The 16419-nt window shown below is 27.8% G+C and carries 16 protein-coding genes; 7 read left to right on the top strand and 9 right to left on the bottom strand.

From position 1 onward, the window contains the following. Positions 1-123 precede the first annotated feature (123 nt). From J2Z24_RS05180 to J2Z24_RS05160, 5 genes are read left to right on the top strand one after another with little or no spacing between them, the layout of a single operon-like run. Positions 124-1710 (top strand): ABC transporter substrate-binding protein, encoded by a 1587-nt coding sequence (locus tag J2Z24_RS05180; RefSeq protein ID WP_051593353.1) that lies wholly within the window; start codon positions 124-126, stop codon positions 1708-1710. Beyond that, positions 1710-2660, top strand: coding sequence for a nickel ABC transporter permease (gene nikB, locus J2Z24_RS05175; RefSeq protein WP_035149562.1), 951 nt, complete (start codon positions 1710-1712; stop codon positions 2658-2660). Before J2Z24_RS05180 ends, nikB begins: the two co-directional genes overlap by 1 nt. Before the next feature lies 1 nt (position 2661). Then, positions 2662-3477, top strand: a complete 816-nt coding sequence (locus tag J2Z24_RS05170; RefSeq protein WP_035149564.1) for an ABC transporter permease — start codon at positions 2662-2664, stop codon at positions 3475-3477. 14 nt (positions 3478-3491) lie between these two features. Beyond that, positions 3492-4433: an ABC transporter ATP-binding protein gene (locus J2Z24_RS05165; protein WP_035149567.1), complete on the top strand. Its 942-nt coding sequence runs from the start codon at positions 3492-3494 to the stop codon at positions 4431-4433. Continuing rightward, positions 4417-5187, top strand: a complete 771-nt coding sequence (locus J2Z24_RS05160) for an ABC transporter ATP-binding protein (protein ID WP_035149569.1) — start codon at positions 4417-4419, stop codon at positions 5185-5187. Before J2Z24_RS05165 ends, J2Z24_RS05160 begins: the two co-directional genes overlap by 17 nt. 229 nt (positions 5188-5416) lie before the next feature. Here J2Z24_RS05160 and J2Z24_RS05155 read toward each other — a convergent pair whose 3' ends face one another. The 6 genes from J2Z24_RS05155 to J2Z24_RS05130 all read right to left on the bottom strand — a co-directional run bounded on the left by J2Z24_RS05155 (position 5417) and on the right by J2Z24_RS05130 (position 11404). Next, a complete protein-coding gene (locus J2Z24_RS05155) occupies positions 5417-6226 on the bottom strand; it encodes a DUF2935 domain-containing protein (RefSeq protein WP_035149571.1) in 810 nt (269 codons plus the stop codon). Between the two features lie 167 nt (positions 6227-6393). Next, complete coding sequence (locus J2Z24_RS05150; RefSeq protein WP_035149572.1) at positions 6394-6699, bottom strand: spore coat protein; 306 nt, start codon at positions 6697-6699, stop codon at positions 6394-6396. Positions 6700-6703: 4 nt separating this feature from the next. Continuing rightward, positions 6704-6919 (bottom strand): hypothetical protein, encoded by a 216-nt coding sequence (locus tag J2Z24_RS05145; protein ID WP_035149575.1) that lies wholly within the window; start codon positions 6917-6919, stop codon positions 6704-6706. Between the two features lie 299 nt (positions 6920-7218). Beyond that, positions 7219-7458, bottom strand: a complete 240-nt coding sequence (locus tag J2Z24_RS05140) for a heavy-metal-associated domain-containing protein (protein ID WP_035149619.1) — start codon at positions 7456-7458, stop codon at positions 7219-7221. Between the two features lie 164 nt (positions 7459-7622). Beyond that, positions 7623-10937, bottom strand: a complete 3315-nt coding sequence (locus J2Z24_RS05135; protein ID WP_035149578.1) for a cell wall-binding repeat-containing protein — start codon at positions 10935-10937, stop codon at positions 7623-7625. Between the two features lie 128 nt (positions 10938-11065). Then, a complete protein-coding gene (locus tag J2Z24_RS05130) occupies positions 11066-11404 on the bottom strand; it encodes an arsenate reductase family protein (RefSeq protein ID WP_035149579.1) in 339 nt (112 codons plus the stop codon). Between the two features lie 694 nt (positions 11405-12098). Between J2Z24_RS05130 and J2Z24_RS05125 the strand changes: the two genes are divergently transcribed. Both J2Z24_RS05125 and J2Z24_RS05120 read left to right on the top strand, forming a co-directional pair. Then, a complete protein-coding gene (locus J2Z24_RS05125) occupies positions 12099-13235 on the top strand; it encodes an amidase domain-containing protein (RefSeq protein ID WP_035149580.1) in 1137 nt (378 codons plus the stop codon). Positions 13236-13649: 414 nt separating this feature from the next. Next, entirely contained in the window at positions 13650-14531 is an 882-nt protein-coding gene (locus J2Z24_RS05120) for a cation diffusion facilitator family transporter (protein ID WP_035149582.1), read from the top strand. 116 nt (positions 14532-14647) lie between these two features. On the opposite strand, the gene aroQ is transcribed toward J2Z24_RS05120, so the two are convergent. From aroQ to aroE, 3 genes are read right to left on the bottom strand one after another with little or no spacing between them, the layout of a single operon-like run. Continuing rightward, positions 14648-15079: a type II 3-dehydroquinate dehydratase gene (gene aroQ, locus J2Z24_RS05115; RefSeq protein ID WP_035149584.1), complete on the bottom strand. Its 432-nt coding sequence runs from the start codon at positions 15077-15079 to the stop codon at positions 14648-14650. After that, entirely contained in the window at positions 15076-15585 is a 510-nt protein-coding gene (locus J2Z24_RS05110) for a shikimate kinase (protein ID WP_241392944.1), read from the bottom strand. Before J2Z24_RS05110 ends, aroQ begins: the two co-directional genes overlap by 4 nt. Further along, complete coding sequence (aroE, locus tag J2Z24_RS05105; RefSeq protein ID WP_035149585.1) at positions 15582-16403, bottom strand: shikimate dehydrogenase; 822 nt, start codon at positions 16401-16403, stop codon at positions 15582-15584. Before aroE ends, J2Z24_RS05110 begins: the two co-directional genes overlap by 4 nt. Positions 16404-16419 lie beyond the last annotated feature (16 nt).

Below are 16419 nucleotides of genomic sequence, written 5' to 3'. Positions count from 1 at the left end.
GCTCACGCGGATGAGGAGGTGTTTGTTTTTTTATTAGTAAATATTAATATTTATTAATTTATAGCTGTCTTCTCTTTGTAGAGAAGATTTTTTTATTTTAAAGATTAAATTGGAGGATTGATTATGTTTAAATCACTATCTAGTAAAAAAACTATATTCAGTAAACTATTAGCTCTTGTAATGGTATCATCCATTGCCCTATCAGGTTGTGGCAATAAAGCTGAAAAAGTAAATACTAAAGTTGATAATAATAAAGAAATCGTACTAGCTGCTCCTAGAGATATAGCTCCAGGAAAAGAAAATGTACATTTCGCCAATGTTATATCCTATGTGTGGGAACCACTTGTAACTATGGATAAAAACGGCAAACCTGCTCCTAAATTAGCTAAGTCTTGGGAAATGTCAAAGGATGCAAAACAATGGACCTTTAAGCTCCAACAAGGAGTAACTTTCCATAATGGAGAAAAACTTAATGCAGACGCAGTAGTTGCTAACTTTGATAGATATAAAAAGCTTAAAAATGGTAAATCTAACTTCTATACTTTTAAAGTAGATAAAATATATCCAGGGTTAATTGATTGTGTTAAGGTAGATGACTTTACAGTAAGATTAAACTTTAAAAACCCAGTACCTACACTACCATACAATATGGTTAACTTCGGAAGCCCTATATTCCATCCAAATGACTTTGGTAAAGATGGAAACTTCATAGTGGATAAGCCTAATGCAACAGGTCCTTTTAAATTGGTAGAATCTAAAAAGAATTCTTATTGTGTATTAGAAGCTAATGATAATTATTGGGGTGAAAAAGCAAAGGCTAACAAAGTAAGAATTAAAACTATTCCAGAAGGGCAGACAAGATATTCTGCATTAAAAGCCGAAGAAATTATGGGAGTTTTAGACTTAGGTGCAATAACTCCAAACTTAGCTGAAGAACTATTAAAAGATTCTAACTTTGAAAGCTCCGTTGAAAAATCTAGTATTAATCATTTTCTTTCTCTTAACGGAACTAAATTTCCTTTCAATGATCCAAAGATGAAAGAAGCTGTGAGCTTAGCTATAGATAGAAAACTAATAGTTGATAAATTCTATAAAGGTTTTGGTAACCCTACACAAAATCTTTTAAACCATGTTTCACCATTTTATAAAGAAATAAAGCCTGAACATGATTTAGAAAAAGCAAAGAAACTAGCTTCCGAAGTATTAAAAGGTAAAACAGCAGATGTTACTATGATTATTCCTTCTGAATTTACAAAAAAATATCCTTATAAAGAAGAAGCTCAATACATACAGTCTGTATTAAAAGAATTAGGTTTAAATGTAAACATAAGTATATATGATTTTGCTACTTTCAACCAAATAAGAGATAAGGGAAACTTTAATTTACAAATGCATATTCAAGGTTTACCAAACATGGAGCCATACACTATGTTTGATAATTATATGAGAAGTACTGGTTCTACAAATAAAAGTTATCATTTTGGATATAAAAATGATAAGGTTGATAATCTTATGAATAAGTTAGATAAAACTTTAAATATAGATGAAAGAGCTGCTATATATGATGAAATTCAATCTATATCATCTAAGGATCTTCCTACAATACCTCTTTTTAGTGAAATGAATTTAGTTGTATCTAATAAAAAAGTTACTGGACACAATGCATTTATATATGGAACTACTCTTCCAGAGCTTCAATGGAGTAAATAATGGCACAAATATTTAAATATTTATTTAAAAGAATATTGTGTACTATACCAATACTTATAGGAATTTCACTTATATCTTTTATGTTAGGGATACTAGCGCCGGGAGATCCGGCGCGTGAAATTCTCACTAGAGATGGTATAAGTCAACCTACTAAAGAAGAAGTCTACGCTATGAGAGAGGATATGGGATTAAATGATCCAATATTAACTCAATATGTACGATGGGTTAAAAAAGCTATAAAATGCGATCTAGGAAAATCTTACATAACAGACCAGCCTGTATTTGATGAATTAGTTAAAAGAATCCCTATAACCTTTTCCATATCTATATTTGCAGTAATTATTGCTATATTACTTGGTATACCATTAGGAGTTATTATGGCAGTAAAAAATAATAGTTATATTGATAATGTAGGAAGAATTATAGCTTTGATCTTTATTTCAATTCCAGGATTTTGGTTTGCATTTGTTTTAATAACTATATTTTCAGAGAAACTTAAACTACTTCCAACCAACGGTATAGAAAGTTTTAAAAGTCTTATTATGCCTTCTTTTATATTAGCTTCTGGAACCATTGGGGTAATAATGCGACTTACAAGAGCTAATGTTTTAAAGGAGCTTAATAAAAACTATATTATAACTGCAGAATCAAAGGGTCTTTCTTATAAAATTATAGTTGTAAAACATGCCTTTTTAAATTCTCTATTGCCAATAATAACACTTATAGGTAACTATTTTGCAGGCATATTAGGAGGAACTGCTGTAATTGAAAGTATATTTGCTATTCCTGGCATGGGCAGCTTTGCCATAGAAGGAATATTTAATAGAGATTATCCTGTAATTCAAGGTTATGTTCTATTTGCAGGTATTGTTTATATAGTTTTTAATTTACTTATAGATCTATCCTATCTTATTTTAAATCCTAAAATAAGACTTGGAGGTGAATCTTAATATGAAAATATATAAATTTGCTGTTATTACCTTAGCTATAATTCTACTTCTAAGTATATTTGCTCCATTAATTTCTCCTTATGATCCTATAGAAGTTGATATGACAAATACTCTATCCCCTGCTTGTAAGAAACATTTACTGGGGACAGATGCTTTAGGAAGAGATGTACTTAGTAGATTACTTTATGGTGGACGAAGTTCCATCTTTTTATCTGTTATAGCTTCAATAATAACTATGTTTTTGGGCTTTATAATTGGAATATTATCCGGTTACTATGGAGGAAAATTAGATTCCTTTATACAGATAATAGTAAATATATTACAATCCATACCTTCAATGAGTTTTATGATTGCCATAATAGGTATAATGGGTCCTGGTATAAAAAGTATACTATTATCTGTTGTTATTACATCTTGGGCTGGTTTTTCTAGAATAGTTAGAAGTGAAGTTTTAAGTATACGTGAAGAAGACTACATTGAAGGTGCTAAATCTATTGGTGCTATGGATTTCTATATAATAATTCATCATATAATTCCAAATATACTAGGTCCTTTTGTAGTTTTATTTACAGTGAGAATAGGCAAAGTCATATTATCTATAGCAAGTCTTAGCTTTTTAGGATTAGGATTACAACCTCCTACTGCTGATTGGGGAATAATGATAAGTGATGCTAAAACCTATTATCTTAGTCATCCTACATTAATAATAGCTCCTGGCGTTGCTATTATGCTTCTAAGTTTAAGCATTAATATAATTGGCGATTATATAAGAGATTATTTGGACAAAGGAAAAAATATTTACAATCAATATATATAAATGAGGTAATTTTCATGAATATGGATATATGTATAAAAAATTTAAAAGTAGAGTTCCCAACTAAAGAAGGAAATGTTCGAGCTGTAGACCATGTTTCTCTAGAAATTCCTATGGGAAAAGTATTAGGTCTTATAGGTGAAACAGGCAGTGGTAAATCTGTATTAGGCCTATCCATATTAGGTTTATTATCTAGCAATGCTGTTATTTCTGGGGAAATATTCTATAAGGACACTAATTTATTATCATTAGATATAAATAGCATGAGAAATTTAAGAGGAAAAGATATAGCTTTAATCCCTCAAAATCCTGGTACTGCTTTAAATCCAATAATGAAGGTAGGAAAACAAATAAGTGAAGGAACAGATGATAATAAAAAAACTCGTAAACTTAAAGTACTTAACTTATTAAAAGAATTATTTCTTCCTAATCCTTATAAGGTTTCACAGTCCTATCCTTTTGAACTTAGTGGTGGTATGAAGCAAAGAGTTTTAGCCTCCATGGGTATATATTGCAATCCAAATTGGATTATTGCAGATGAACCTACCAAAGGACTTGATGCTATAGTTCGTGAACAAGTCTATGAAACCTTAAATAAAATAACTAATGCTCATAATTGCGGTATGCTTTTAATTACCCACGATTTAATTCTTTCTAAAAATTTATGTGACGATATAGCTGTTATGTACGCCGGTGATATAGTTGAAATGGGAAAGGCTTATAATGTTTTAGAAAATTCTAATCATCCTTATACAAAGGGGCTTGTATTTTCTCAGCCCCATAAAGGATTAAAACCTATGGAAGGTTCTTCTCCTAGCCTTATTAATCCTCCCACAGGATGCAAATTTTCACCAAGATGTCCTAATAAAATGTCTATATGTTCATTAGTAAAACCTGATTTTTATACAATGGGAAATGGCTCTAAAGTGAGGTGCTTTTTGTTTGATAAAAGTAAATAACTTAACTAAAACTTTTAAGGGAAATGGTTTCATAAAAACCAAATCCGTAGCTTTAGATAATGTATCTTTACATATAAAAAAAGGAATTACTCTTGGACTTATAGGTGAAAGTGGTTGCGGTAAATCTACTTTAGGCAGAGCAATTCTTAAACTTATTCCCTGTGATAGCGGAGAAATATATTTTAATGGCTATGACATAACAAAATATTCCCCAAAACACATGATAAATTTAAGAAAAGATATGCAAATAATATTTCAACATCCTGATACCTCCTTAAATACTAGCAAAACTATATTGTTTAGCTTACTAGAACCTATTTTGATTCACAATTTAATGAGTAAAAATGAGGCAATAGAAAAGATTAAAGAATTTTTAAATTATGTTCATTTAAAAGAGGAAATTTTAAGTAGATATCCTCATCAAATAAGTGGAGGACAAATTCAAAGAGTTGCCCTTGCTAGAGCTTTACTATTAAAACCCAAATTTATAGTTTTAGATGAAGCAACTTCCATGCTAGATGTTTCCGTACAAGCCCAGATTATACAGCTATTGAAAAAGGTTCAAAAGGAATTTGGTATAACCTATTTATTTATATCTCATGATTTAGATTTAGTTACAGCCTTTTGCCATGAAATAGCAGTAATGAACAAAGGAAAAATCATAGAAGTAGGTAAAAACTACGATATCTACAACAATCCTCAACATAACTACACTAAAAAATTAATTCATACCTTTAAAAAATTCAGGGATTAAAATAATGAATAATGGGGACGGTTATTAAAATTTAAAACTTGTTAAAATCGTGGGGACAGTAATTTAATATTTGTGTTATTCTTTTACAATATTGTGGAACAGTTATTAAATTTATTGAAAAACTTAATAACTGTCCCACAATATAGGTGGTGTTAAATATGAATAAAAATACATTTATACATTAAAAGATCCCTAGATAATAAAACTAGGATTTTCTTATACGCTAAACTTAGCTCTCTACTCTTGGTTTTGTAGGATCACATTCAGGTTTTTTTATGTTCGAAACCATTGAAAGTTTGGTTAGATAATAGCATTCTTCTCTAAACATATGATCAGGTATCAATGGTACAAGAGTTCCAAGTATTTTCTTTTCTATAATACCTTTTTTTAATTCATTTAAAAATTCTTTAAAGCAATTCATTGTCTTGTCAGCATTATTATTAAGACTATCAAGTGCAGGAAAATGACAAATACCTGTTCTCGTATAACCATTGTACTCTATAGTTCTCAAGTATAAGTTATCGAATTCCTTAGAATATTGCTTACTCTTTTTAATCAATTCTTTTTCTGTCACATCAAGACTACTAGCTATATTAGATGCATGACCTGATCCATCAGGAAGCCATAGAAGATGAAGATGAATATCTCTTATGGGTGGTATATTGTTCCTCATTAATTCAGTTAATATAAATATATATTCATTAACTTCGTTAACCATATGATTAATAAATGTAGGTGGTAATGAAATGGTAATTTGATCAGTAATCTGCCTATCAATTATATCTAGCTTAAACTCTCTAATTCTCATAGCTGCATCATAAGCATGATTATTTAAGGTAAACAACTCTTCTTCTAAAAGTGATTGCCTCGATTTTTTTAATAAATTATCAAATAAGTTTTTAAATTTATTTGCTTGTTCAATAAAAGGTACTTCTTTTGGTGAAAGTGAGTTTAAAAGAAATCTGGAATGATCCCCCAAAATCTGTAACCAAAAATGATGCTCAAACAATGTCATTTCTTTAATATTGCTAATCTTCAAAGATATCCTCCAAAATATTGCTAACTTATATCACTTAATATAATATGTTTATAAACAAAATTATGTTACTATCAAATTACAATAGTAGAACATATGTTATATATGTTTTATAAGAAACTAACATTTGGAGGTATATTTTTTATACTTACAATAGATTTTACTTTACACTATTGTTCAACTTTATTGATTACAGTTTTTAATTCATTATAAGTATCAGTTAATTGTTGCTTAGGTGAATCATAAGGTTTATCCCAACCTTCATTTACAGCTAATTCTGTAAGAGCACTATGTCCTCCAACTATTTGATTTAAACTAGCAGAATATATAGATCTTAATTCTGGAGTACTACTTGTTAGCGTAGCATTAAGATATGCATCAGCCGCAGCTTTTCCAGCAGAAAGCATATTTGCGGATATAACTTTATCATTAATATTAACATTATTTTTAATCATATTTTCAATTATCTTTGCCATTCTATTACACCTCTCTTGGAATTGTTATTTCATTTTCATTAATAAATTGTTGCAATCCTTTTATTCTGCCCTCTGATGCCAATACGCTAGCTTCTCCTTGTCTCTTTAAGTTATCATCTGTTATTAATGTATTCACTGCTTTTTGTACAATTAATCCATCCTTTTCCATCTTCAATAATGACGTTAAAGATAGTACTTCTACTTCTGAAAGCTTTCTCATACTGTTACCTCCATTTAATATAATTTTTATATAATTATATTATTTGATTTTACATTGATAATAACCATGTTAAATTCATCCAGATAATAAATATCTCAGCATAGACAAACATTCATAAATAAAAGCACCTATATAAATACTTTCAATTTTTATTTGATCTGTAAGATATTCTTATTATTTTTATACTACTATTATACAGTATAACCTTTAAGACTAAATTAAAGGTTGCATATATATATTGGAATACTTTAAGTTAAAAATAAACCCTGAGTGAATGTAAACACTTAGGGTTAAATATTTTAAACTTCACAAGCATCATATCCTGTAGTCTTTACAGCATGTATTAGTTCAAAAATTGGTACATCTTTTCCTTCTTCTAATGTAATAAAGGCTCTTTTCTTAAAATGACTTACCTTAGCTTTCTTTACTCCATCTACTTTTTGAAGAGCTTGTTTAACTGCAAGCTCACAATGAGTGCACATCATTCCATCTACTTTTAATTCTATTTCTTTTCCTTTAGACTTTTTATTAAAAAACAACATTGCTACACTTCCTTAATAATGTTATTGATAATAAAATTCATTATCAATAACATTATAACATTGATTCTTCATTTTATGAATAACTTTCTAAAATCCTATGAGAATATGGGGACGGTTATTAACTTTAATCAAAAAGTTAATAACCGTCCTCTCTAGTTTATCTATTTTACAATCAATTTTCTAACCTTTAAATCATCTAATGATGGACTATATTTGGAAAAATTTCCTGATAGATCTTTCTCACTTCTTATATTCACATTAAAATTATTTGAATTAGCATAAACATTAATAATATCTCCCGAATTTATTGAAGCATCTTCAAATTTATATATGATCTTGTTTTCCTTAACTGTTACAGCTTGTACCTTTAATTTACCCCCAGTTCTTTCATTAGTAAATATAAAGTCATCCTCATACAAACTCTGTATACTGCTATCTATGTTTTTATCAAAAACTACTGTTACAGAATTATTTTCAAAAGAACTATCTACTGTCCATAAGTGGAAAATAGTTTTTGGTTCAAGTTGTACATTATATGCTTGCTCACATGCTTCTTCTAATTTACGTCCTGCTATATCTGCAGAATTAGGATTAACTATTTCTAAAGTAACATTTACCCCAGCTTTTTTTATAGCATTGATTTTTACATTTTCTTCTTTTCCATCGGCAAAGGTTAAAATTATATTTCTACCTAATATGCTTCCCTTATCTGGCCTTTGTCCTGCTATCTTAAAATCATTTATGTTTAATGTATTTAAAGCATCCTTTAATAATATTTCAGCTTTTATATCATCTCCATCATAATAAACTTTTAGTGTATTTTGTACAATACTTGGACCACCAGTGTAAATTGTACTTATATTATCAAAATGAGCTATATCTGGTAAACTATTTCCACTTCTATCTTTAACATTAGCAACACCTATTTTTATAATATAATTTTCATATTTTCCTTTGTCCAATATATAATTTGATGGAAAACAAATAACTACGCTCTTACAATCTTCAGTGATAAAAATTTCTGCATTATTAGGTAGAACCTTTGTATCCCCAACACCATTTACATAATAATAATTTGATGCATTTGAAATAGACTCTTTATCCATGTTTTCACTAAAAAACACAACTACTTTTTGAGGGTTATCCAATTTTTTAACTATTGCTGTAATCATTGGTGCTATATCATCTACCCCATATACTATTCCATTATACTCTTCCATTACATTTGGCATTGAATTAATATCAATAATATCCTTAACCCTTAATATATATTCAGGTTCTGTTAAAGCATTATCCTTTGTAAACTTAATATCATATGTACTTATATTATCTAAAGCTACACCATTAGCTTCTTTAATTTCATGAATTTTATACGTAATGTCGATACCATCACTATCAATTAATGTATAATTAGATTTATTAGTTGCATATGTACTTAAAACATTTTTATTAAATTTAATACGCATGGTTCTACTATCTATCATTTTTGTAGCTATAATTTTAGGTTTAGTTCTATCCTTTGGAATAGTGAAGGTTGTACCCATATTTTCCTCCACCTTATTACCATAAGCATCTTTAATATTATTTATTATTAATATCTCATCTCCACCATTTAAAAGTAAAGAACCCACTTCCTCTATTTTAATTACTCTATCCTTTGATCCTTCTTTAAAACTTATTTCTCCTAAGTTACATACAGCACCATTTATATTATAATTACTTCCATTAAGGGCTGTTTCTCTATCCATTGCTCTGTTATAAGTTACATAAATAGTTCCTGTAGTAGTATCCCCTTTTATATCTATTATCCTAATGTTTTTATCTATTTCTTTTACATTAAAACTAGCCTCTGTTTTTTGTATAGGAAATCCTGCTGCATTATCAAATTGCACTCCTGAAATACCTTTCGGAATTTCAAAAATATTTACTCCTGCTTTAATTTCATTATGAAAATAAAGTTCTAATGTATCAGTCCAATTGTCAGAACTATTATTAAAATTAGTTAATGTAGTATTTAAAGATAGCTCAGTTATACTTTCTCCATTGATTTTCATCTTATCCAAGTCATTCATTTTCATTCTTATAGGTTGTGAAAACTTAATTATTAACTTTTTATTTCCAATTGCTATTATAGATTTTAAATTAGGTTCATTAGTATCTTCAAATATAACTTTTTTTTCAAACTTTGATATATTACTATTTAATTCTTTGTCCAATATGCTGCTCTTTACCGTGACAATCACATCTCTATGTTGAGAAAATGGATTAGTTAAATTAATAAGTACTGTTTTATTATCTTCCTGAAGATTAGCTGAAGCTTTAAAACTATCATTTTCTCCCAAATTCACACCATTAATTTGATAATTCTCTATACGTTCTGCCATATCTTTGTTAATTTCTGTATTGAATACAATTTTTATTTGATTAAGTCCATTAGTTTCTATAGACTTAACTGTAGGAGTACCATTTTTTGAACTTGCCATAATATTATTTATTTGTGAAATAGTATTATCTGAAATAACACCTTTTCCCCCTATAGCACTTAAATCTGTTGTTATAATTGCTGTATCTTTAATATAATCTATAGCTTTTTCAGTAGACAAAGAATCATCATCATGGACTAGTACCAGTGGCGATGATGTATTTCCTGCTAAAGCTCCTCCAACTAAGGCATCCGCATACCCTTGTCCACTGGCATTAGCAATAAATAATTTATCGCTTTTTAAATCATCTTTAAACTGGTGTAATATATTTAAATTTGTTTCAAATCTATCTTTTCCACCTTGTATTCTATAAACAGCCTGTAGCGCTTCATACATATTGCTATTTATAACATACTCTGTTCCAATTACTATAACTTGACAATTTTTTTCCTTTATAAACTGAAAAATTGGCTCCATTATATCCATATCATTGTTTCCTAATAAAAGTATTTGTCCTTTAGCTGCAGCTATTGGAGCTACAGACAGAGCATCTGAAAAGCCATTTCCTCCAACTAATAAAACATTATCAGACTTTACCTCTAAATCTAATAACTGTCTAGCAACAGCTATATTAGTCTCATATCTATTTCTTCCTTTAAGTTCTATTAAATTATAATTGTTTCTTAAATCTTTTCTTACCTGTGTGGATACAGAAGCTTCGCCACCTATTATGTATATATTTTTAGGCTTTAATATGTTTAATGCTTCCTGAGTGTTTGAATTAAGCTCTTTAGCTTTAGTTAAGAGTATTGGTGCGTTTAATTGCTTAGCTAATGTAGATGCACTTACCGCATCTGCATATCCTTCTCCAGATACTAATATTACATCCTTTGAGCTAGTCCAATTTGTTGTAGCAATTTTTGATGCTGTTGCATATCTATCCTCTTCTCCAATTCTTGTAACTTGCGCTGGTGCAGCTTTTGCTGTTGGACCAATAAAAATAACCATTATAGCTATAAGTATAATAGAAATTTTTCCAACATTTATATGCATAAATAGTTTCCTCCTGTAGTAAGTATTTTAAATTAATTATACCCCCTACAAAATACCATAAACAAGTCCTGTTTTTTATGTAATTTTTGTAAAATAATTTTATTTTGAAGAAACTTTATGTTAATTAATTATTCCCACTGCTTCCAAATATCCGGTTCATATCCTACTGTAGCTTGCTTTCCATTTCTAACAATAGGAGTTTTACATAGTATGGGATTATTTAAAATATTTTCTTCCTTAATACTATCTCCTCTAATCTTATCCATATTTAGCTTTTTATATTCTTTTGAATTAACATTTATTAAATTATTAAGTCCTACTGCTGCCTTAACACTTTGAAGCTCTCCTTTACTTAATCCTTTTTCCTTTAAATCTATAAACTGATATTTAATTTTTCTTTCTTTAAAATATCTCTCTGCTTTTTTTGTATCAAAACATTTTTTAGTACCAAAAATTTGTATATTCATTGATTTCTCTCCTTACTTGTTCCTTTTAAATTAGGCGCTTACAAAATTCTACAAGCATTGATTCTCCATATATCAAAATTCTTGTTTTAATGACTCTGTGTCCGTCAATTATATTACACTTCCATCAATTTTTTCTTTTAAGTTTGTAACAAAACTATTATAAGAAAAATGCTTTTATTATGCAAATTTTAATTACAATCAGCAGTATGTATATAAAACATAAGTCTATCCACCTAAAAATTTTTAAGTTTAAAATTCTTGATATAAATACAAATATTTGACTTTTTGGAATTAATAGTATATCGTGTAGTAAAATTCAATTTGCCATTAATATAAAGCTTTATATTATATATTACATCCATGTAAAAATAAGTAGTTTAATTAAAAATATTCGAATATTTCTATAATATTAAAAGTTAATAAAAATTTTTATCTTTTAATATTAGTTATACTTGTATGTTGAAATTCCCAATAATTATAATAATAATTACTTTTATTGATAACGCAATAAAGTATATAAGAAGGTTTTTAGTATTTAAAATAGATCTATAAACAATTGATTATTAGGAGTGATGTGATTTACAAATAGTTGTATTGTATTAAGCTTTTTAATAGGATTATTTATAGAAATACATTCTATGAATATGTTTTGTAACAAATAATATAATTATATTCTACGAGGAGGATTTATCTAATGAAAAAAATATTAAATAAAAAAATAGTTATTTCGTTACTATTAACAGTATTTTGTTGCTTTATTTCATCAGGACAAGCATTGGCGCTAGATATGACACAAGAAAATACTAAGAATATAAAACAAACAATTGGAAAATACTTTGACAATAATTTTAAATTATTAGAAGGAAATAAAGATGTAAATTATGATGACATAATAAACAATTCAAATTTTAAAAAAGTTGTAGATTTAAGAACTCAATTTGCTTTGACTTTAAATAATAAACTTAATAGAAATGTAGAATCTATTGTTTATAATATTGATTATAATAATATTAACATAAATAATAATGAATGTATTGTTAATCTCCATTTAGATACTAAAAAAGAATATACAAAAAATTCACAAAAAATAGTAGATACAGATGATCAAAACCATATTTTGTTATTAAAGAAATTTAATAATCGTTGGTTTATAGAATCAGATGCATTTGATCCTTTAATTAATTTGGATGAAAGCATTGTTAAAGATTCTAATTATATTAAAAATGAAATTAATACTTTAAAAGATGCCATTCAAGACATAGATAATAGAGTAAAAGCAATAAATTCTATGAAAAATATTTCTACTAGAGAAAAACGTTCTGCTCAACATTATGATCGTAGTGCAGCTGCAAGATATGCAGAAACATATGCACATTCACGTAATCCAAGATATCCTAAGTTTGATGGTAATCAGGGTGGAGATTGCACTAACTTTGTATCTCAATGTTTAGCAAATGCTAATATTCCAAGTTCTACTTCTGGAGAGTGGTATTGTAGAAAAAATAGTTCAGGTGGTTGGAATTACGGAGTTAATTGGATTAGGGTAAATGGTTTGCATAAATATTTAACCGAAAATGGATTAGCTAGCACCACTGTTTATTCAAGGAATAATCTAGACGGTTTAATTAAAATGGCTAAAGTAGGAGATGTATTGCAATTACGTAATAATGACAAGCATATATATTATCATTCTATTATTATAAATCAAATATCCAATGGAGATATATACTATTGTGCACATTCAGGAGATGTACGAACTGGAAGCTATAGAATAAAGATTTTAGAAAATTATTCGTGTGACAAAGTGAGATTATTGCATATAACTTATTAAATAACTGAGTTAATTAGCTAAGTTATATTGTTAAAAAACAAGGTACTGTCGTATTAACGATTTGAAAAATCGCTAATACGACAGCTTTTTTTGGGGTTATCTCAAAATAATTATTAACCAACCTACCGGTTTTCTAAATTTACTTGCAGAGACTTTTGCGTTTTTTATGATGGTATACTTCTTTACCCATTAATTAAAGAAGTATTTAAATTTATATGATCAAAATGTCACAAAAAATTATATACAATAATACAATAATAAAGCCACTATTAAAAATTATATTATCCTTGACAGATAAAGAATTTTATTATCAATTGATAATAAATATCATAGATTAATTTTACTAAAAACTATTCACATTAAAGGTTTTTTAGAATATAATATAATTATCAGTTGAAAATAGGAGGAGCTTTTATGAATGTTTATGAAGAAGGCAAAAAAGTATCTTTATTAACTATATTAATGAATGTGTTTTTATGCTTATTTAAAGTTATGGCAGGAATATTTGGAAAAAGTAGTGCTATGATTGCTGATGGCATTCACACTTTATCAGATGTTATTACAACAATAATGGTTATTTTAGGATTAAAAATTTCTAGTAAAAAAGAAGATGAAGAACATCCTTATGGACATGAAAAATTCGAACCTGTATATGCTAAAATAATAAGTACTTTATTGCTTATAACAGGTATCTTTATAGCTTATGAAGGAGTAAAAGTACTTCTTTCTGGGAATTACAATACTCCTGGAACTATTGCACTTATTGCAGCAGTAGTATCTATAATAGCTAAAGAATTTATGTATAGATATACCATATATACCGCTAAAAAAATAAAAAGTATTTCTATGGAAGCTGATGCTTGGCATCATAGATCCGATGCACTTTCATCTATTGGAACTTTTATAGGTATATTTGGTGCAAGAGCAGGTTTAAAAATATTAGATCCCTTAACTAGTATAATCGTAAGTTTCTTTATAATAAAAGTTGCTATAGAATTTTATTTAAAATCTGTAAAAGAATTAGTGGATACCTCTGCTGACAAAGAAACTATAGCTACAATAAAAGAAGAGACATTAAAAATAAATGGTGTAGAAAATATATATAATTTAAAAACTAGAACTTTTGGAAGTAAGGTGTATGTAGACATAGAAATATATGTAGACAGTAAAATGACTGTGGAAGAAAGTCATAGAATTGCCACAGCCGTTCATGATAATTTAGAAAACAAAATTGAAAATATAAAGCATTGCATGGTTCATGTAGAACCTTTTTATTCTGAACAAACTATACTGTAGTCATAGGTGGAGGATTAAGTAATTCTTAGCTTCAGATGAAGTTTATAAAAACACACATCCTTCACCTAATTTTTTCCATTCTATATTAGTCTTCATTATTTTAAACTAGGCTAGATTTATTTTATAAATTCTTGTAGTGCCATCATTGCCATTACATATCCGTATTTTTTAAATCCGCATACCTGCCCAATACAAGCCCCAGCAGTAACAGATTTCTTTCTATATTCCTCTCTAGTGTGGATATTACTTATATGCACTTCTACTGTAGGAATATCCACAGCCTTTAAAGCATCATATATGGCAATACTGTAATGAGTATATGCTCCTGGATTTATTATTATTCCATCAAACTCTCCATAAGCCCTTTGTATATAATTTATTATTTCTCCTTCTATATTGCTTTGAACTATATTAATATTTAATCCCAGTTTTTTACTTTCTTTATATAGATAATTGCACATACTTTCATAGGTTTCACTACCATATATATGTTTTTCTCTTATACCTAAAAGATTAATATTAGGGCCATTTATTATTAAAATTTTCACCTAATCACCTCATTTAAAATATTTACAATGTTATTTATTACATTTTCTAAATTATCATCATTTATCACTTCATAATCACAAAATTTTTTATATAAAGAATATCTCTCCTCATATAATTTATAAAGTCTTTCTTTGTCATTTTTTAAAAGAGGTCTGCCTTCTATATCTATATCTTCAAATATATTTTTTAAAGATCTATTTATAAATATAACAATACCATTTTCCCTTAGTATATCCATATTACGCTTAAGTTTGATTGCTCCTCCTCCAGTAGCTATAACAGATAAATTTTTTTTACTTATCTCTTCTATTGCTTTGCTTTCTATTTCTCTAAAATACTCTTCCCCCATTTTAAAGATTTCATTTATACTTCTTTTCTCTATTTCTTCTATATATTTATCAACATCATAAAAATTTTTATTAAGTCTTTTAGATAGCTCAAATCCTATGGTGGATTTACCAGAGCCAGGCATTCCAATTAAAACTATATTATTTTTTCCTTTCAATTTTCCTCACCACTTAGCATAATTTCTATATTTTTATAAATTTTTTCTATGGAACTATCACTAATGTTAACATTGTTCCATATCTCCTCCGCCTTAACAGCTTGCCCTACAAGCATATATAATCCATCTAAAATCTTTAATCCACTCTCTTCTGCATATTTTAAAAACTTAGTCTTTCTTGGATTATATATTAAATCAATTGCAATGTTAAAATTTGAAATAACTTCTTTTTTCACAGCAGAGTTATCTACATTTGGGTACATGCCTACTGGAGTAGTATTTATAATAATATCTCCTTGTTTTAAATAATTTAATTCATCATAATTTATCAAATTGAATTTCTTAAAATTATCTTTTACTTTATTTAAATTTCTAGTTACCAAAGCAATATCTTTAGCATCTTCATCCAAAACATATTGAATTATTGAATTTGCTGCTCCTCCTGTACCCAATATAACAACTTTTTTATTCTTTACTTCTACATTAAATTTGTCTAACATCATTTTAAATCCATAATAATCAGTATTATATCCCACTATTTTATTGTCTTTAAAAGTTATAGTATTTACAGCTCCTATTTTCTCTGCTTCTTCTGATATGTAATCTAAATATTTTTTCACTTGAACTTTATAAGGTATAGTAACATTAATCCCCTTAACTTGCAAATCTTTAAAGCCTTTTATTGCTTTCTGTAAATCTTCTTTTTTAACCTCAAACAACTTATAAATACCATCAATATTCAATTCTTTAAATATTGATAGATGTATTTGTGGAGAAAAACTATGGCCTAATTTTTCTCCTAAAAGTCCAAATAACATACTCAAATTTATTCAC

Origin of the sequence: Clostridium tetanomorphum (assembly GCF_017873215.1) — a bacterium.
GTDB classification, from domain to species: Bacteria; Bacillota; Clostridia; order Clostridiales; family Clostridiaceae; genus Clostridium_AO; species Clostridium_AO tetanomorphum.
The sequence above is the reverse complement of the archived record's forward strand: the minus strand, read 5'-3'. Positions and strand labels throughout refer to the sequence as shown.

What these genes read in the sequence shown, in the direction of transcription:
- J2Z24_RS05180 (WP_051593353.1), top strand. Translation starts at nt 124, where the DNA reads ATGTTTAAATCACTATCTAGTAAAAAAACTATATTCAGTAAACTATTA.
- nikB (WP_035149562.1), top strand. Translation starts at nt 1,710, where the DNA reads ATGGCACAAATATTTAAATATTTATTTAAAAGAATATTGTGTACTATA.
- J2Z24_RS05170 (WP_035149564.1), top strand. Translation starts at nt 2,662, where the DNA reads ATGAAAATATATAAATTTGCTGTTATTACCTTAGCTATAATTCTACTT.
- J2Z24_RS05165 (WP_035149567.1), top strand. Translation starts at nt 3,492, where the DNA reads ATGAATATGGATATATGTATAAAAAATTTAAAAGTAGAGTTCCCAACT.
- J2Z24_RS05150 (WP_035149572.1), bottom strand. Translation starts at nt 6,699, where the DNA reads ATGGCAAAGATAATTGAAAATATGATTAAAAATAATGTTAATATTAAT.
- J2Z24_RS05145 (WP_035149575.1), bottom strand. Translation starts at nt 6,919, where the DNA reads ATGAGAAAGCTTTCAGAAGTAGAAGTACTATCTTTAACGTCATTATTG.
- J2Z24_RS05135 (WP_035149578.1), bottom strand. Translation starts at nt 10,937, where the DNA reads ATGCATATAAATGTTGGAAAAATTTCTATTATACTTATAGCTATAATG.
- J2Z24_RS05130 (WP_035149579.1), bottom strand. Translation starts at nt 11,404, where the DNA reads ATGAATATACAAATTTTTGGTACTAAAAAATGTTTTGATACAAAAAAA.
- J2Z24_RS05125 (WP_035149580.1), top strand. Translation starts at nt 12,099, where the DNA reads ATGAAAAAAATATTAAATAAAAAAATAGTTATTTCGTTACTATTAACA.
- J2Z24_RS05120 (WP_035149582.1), top strand. Translation starts at nt 13,650, where the DNA reads ATGAATGTTTATGAAGAAGGCAAAAAAGTATCTTTATTAACTATATTA.
- aroE (WP_035149585.1), bottom strand. Translation starts at nt 16,403, where the DNA reads ATGTTATTTGGACTTTTAGGAGAAAAATTAGGCCATAGTTTTTCTCCA.